The sequence below is a fragment of the Alicyclobacillus sp. SP_1 genome (assembly GCF_024706985.1).
In the GTDB taxonomy this organism is placed as follows: domain Bacteria; phylum Bacillota; class Bacilli; order Alicyclobacillales; family Alicyclobacillaceae; genus Alicyclobacillus_I.
The window spans coordinates 1-3080 of the sequence record NZ_JAMCCX010000069.1; the positions used below are offsets into that span (position 1 = coordinate 1).

Annotated in this window: 4 protein-coding genes; 2 read left to right on the forward strand and 2 right to left on the reverse strand. The window is 51.8% G+C overall.

The window, feature by feature from the left end; genetic code table 11:
• Nucleotides 1–282 (forward strand): hypothetical protein (locus M4I36_RS14035; RefSeq protein ID WP_258112380.1); only part of this gene is annotated, 282 nt, incomplete at its 5' end.
• Between the two features lie 89 nt (nt 283–371).
• A complete protein-coding gene (locus M4I36_RS14040) occupies nt 372–527 on the forward strand; it encodes a hypothetical protein (protein ID WP_258112381.1) in 156 nt (51 codons plus the stop codon).
• A 9-nt stretch (nt 528–536) separates the two neighbouring features.
• On the opposite strand, the gene istB is transcribed toward M4I36_RS14040, so the two are convergent.
• Both istB and istA read right to left on the reverse strand, forming a co-directional pair.
• Nucleotides 537–1325, reverse strand: a complete 789-nt coding sequence (gene istB, locus M4I36_RS14045; protein ID WP_067623580.1) for an IS21-like element helper ATPase IstB — start codon at nt 1323–1325, stop codon at nt 537–539.
• A complete protein-coding gene (gene istA / locus M4I36_RS14050) occupies nt 1322–2914 on the reverse strand; it encodes an IS21 family transposase (protein ID WP_258112382.1) in 1593 nt (530 codons plus the stop codon). The genes istB and istA overlap by 4 nt, the downstream gene beginning before the upstream one ends.
• Nucleotides 2915–3080: the final 166 nt, after the last annotated feature.

A 3080-nucleotide genomic window follows, 5' to 3' on the forward strand; every position in this document is an offset into this window, starting at 1 on the left:
CGCAACAACCGCGTGGAAGTGACGTTTTTGACGCCTGAGTTCGGGCAAACACAGCAAGAGACTTTGGCGGAGTTGGCAGAAGACACAGGCTGGCCGATGGCCGTGTCCGACAGAGTGCAGCAACAAGCCTTGATTCGCCTGGCCGAAGACATCGTGCCCAACCTTCCTCGAACGCCCAGCATCTATTTAGCGGAACACGCCGTGGGTGTGCGCGGGGCCGTGTCACAAGAGGCCAAGGACGTCTTCTATGCGTTGTCTCGATGGACTTTGAGATCGGAGTGAGCGAAGAAAGGGCCGCAAAAAGCTCCCTACGTCCAAGCACAGGGTGGGGTATTGTGAAGGAGACGTTTTGAAGAAAGGAGGTGAGGGACATGTCCAATCACGACGGAAGCTATATGCTCAACGAAGTCTTAGAGACCTTGGTCGACCTCGGAATCGATGCGAAGATTGGCAAAGAGACCACGTTGGCGTTTGTATTTGTCAAGCGAAAAATCCCCCACATGTTCACCGAAAAATCACCCACCTAAAACTGGGCATCATGCAAGGTTTTGCTTTTCAAGCCACTCCTTCGTCTCTTTCATGCGAAACGAATTTCCGTTCATGTTAATCGTGTAGGATTGGTGAGTCAGCCGGTCAATCATGGCTGCTGTCATGACAGGATCTTGGAATATCTCGCTCCAACGTTCGAATGACAGATTTGTCGTGATCATGGTGGATTTGCGCCCAGCTCGTAGGGAGAGATGGGTAAATAGAAGCTCTGAGCCCTCCTTGTCGAATGAGATGTAGCCCATTTCATCAGCGATGACGAGGTCGTACTTTTCGAACCGGCTTTGAAACTGGCGCAGCGTATGTTCCGTGCGGCTTTCACGCAGTCGGTTCACGAGGATGGGCACAGTCGTGAACCACACCTTGTGGCCCTCCATGCAAGCTTTTATGCCCAATCCAATTGCCAGGTGGGTCTTCCCAGTGCCGGGATTCCCGGCCAAAATGACGTTGCGGCCCTCTTTAATGAAATCGAGGCTCTTTAACAGCTTAAGCTTCTGTTGCGCATCTGGCGGAAGGTCAGGCACAGACAAGTCCTCAAGGTATTTCTTGTACGTGAACTCCGCCAAACGAATGCGGTTCTTCACGGACGATTCCTGTCTGGCATCGCACTCGCGCTGAAGTAACAATCCAAGAAACTCCTCGTACGTCATGTCGCGTTGCTGTGCTTCAGTGACATGTTCGCTTAGGTGCGCCCGGATCATGGGTAATCGCAGTTCCTTGGTGTACTGGATAATCGCGTCATGCCAGGTCTTGCGCGGTGTGGTGTGGCTGCTGCTCATGCACTCACCGCCTCCCGTTCTACGGAACTGGTGCGAAGCAACGCATCGTACTGGCGCAGTTGTTGGATGGCGTGTTCTGAGATGTCCTTGCTCTCGTTCCCAAGCAGGAACTCCCGCTGTACCTGTTTGTCCTTGTTTCTTGCGCAAACCAGCTTAATGTTGTCTGTGGTCACGTGGCGCACACTTATGGACTGCAACTCATCAATGGCTTTCTTCACCTCGTCTAGCGTGAGTCCGGTTGCCATTTCCTGTACGAGCACGATGAAATCCTTCTCCCGCCCTGTATAATGGGACGTGTATATCTTTCTCAGTGCGTCCGGGGCCTGTTTCATGGCGATGCTCGTCGCCAAGGCGCCCGGCTTCTTTTTGAATGTGCAAAGAAAGTGTTCCAGTTCAATAATCCACTGGTAACTCTCCAATGACCGTGGGTGTTCCGCCACATGTTTGTCGTCGTGGAAACATACGATTCGATCCGAGTCAATCTTAACCATGATCTTCTTACCGACCAATGAATCCGGTACGGAGTAATGATTTTTGTCCACGCAGATGGTGGAGTATTTATCCACACGTAGGCATTCCACACGAGCCGCATCCAATGGAGGGAGTTTTTCACGCAGATGCGAACGCTCCTCCTGCAAACATTCCCATGCACTACGCCCGTCGCGATTGGATTGCGCCTTGTGGTTGAGGCGCTCACAAACGCTTATCAGGTACTCGTTGGCGCTCTCGAGTGAATCGAACTCGTACCTGGACGCGAATGCTTTTCTACGCACCACCTCAACGCTGCGTTCCACATGGCCCTTCTCGTTGCCGCTGCACACGTTACAGAAGCGAAACTGAAATCCGTAGTAGAGCGATAGCTGCAGCAACGCGTCTGTGGGATCCTTTTCGGTACCAGCCAACTTCTTGACCGCGACCCGCATATTGTCATACACCATCTGCTGATACACGCCGCCAATGTGCTCAAAGAACTTTACGTGGGCCTCCTGAAAACACTCGCTCTTTTGCTTGTTCAACAACCATGCAAATCGGTAGTTTCCATAGGCAGACGCGAACACCGCCATCTGAAACTTTTGCATTTCGCCCGCGATTTCGAGCTTCACCTCGCCCCAATCGAATTCACAAACATCCCCAGGCAAATAATCTAACTTGATGTAAGCCTCTCTGGTCTTTGACTCCAGCGCCCTAACGGTTCGTAACACGCTACCATAACTGATACAGACGCCAGAGTTCTCAAGCTCAGAATGAATATCCACAGGCCGTCTGACTTGCTTGTGCAGCCCCTTGTTCCTGCGATCCTCATTCTCCGCCAGGAAGCCTCGAATCTTTTCCTCGACCTCCTCAGTGACAACTGGCTTAGGGCGAACACCGACTTGATACTTGGGCGCCTGGACAATCCCCTCCGTCAATACGCCTATCCTCATTGGATCCTTGGTTCGAATTAACTCCTCCCTCTGCTGCTCATATTCGACGATGTATTTGCGAATCGTCTTTCTATCTATCCCTGTCCTTCTTGCAATCTCCCTTTGAGAAATTCCCTCGTGAAAATAGGCCAGCAGAATCTCCTGCTTCTGCTTCAATCGAATCATCTCCTCAACCACCTCACCGTAGTGAGGCTATCATAGAGTGGGGGAATTTTCGATTGTTCCAGTGGGGGACTTTTAGGCTATCAAATACAGGCGTTTGTGCGAAAAGTCGTGCAGATCGGCGAGAACCACGACGGCAATCCAGGGGAAATCTTGGAGGGTCTCGAAC

What these genes read in the sequence shown, in the direction of transcription:
- M4I36_RS14040 (WP_258112381.1), top strand. Translation starts at nt 372, where the DNA reads ATGTCCAATCACGACGGAAGCTATATGCTCAACGAAGTCTTAGAGACC.
- istB (WP_067623580.1), bottom strand. Translation starts at nt 1,325, where the DNA reads ATGAGCAGCAGCCACACCACACCGCGCAAGACCTGGCATGACGCGATT.
- istA (WP_258112382.1), bottom strand. Translation starts at nt 2,914, where the DNA reads ATGATTCGATTGAAGCAGAAGCAGGAGATTCTGCTGGCCTATTTTCAC.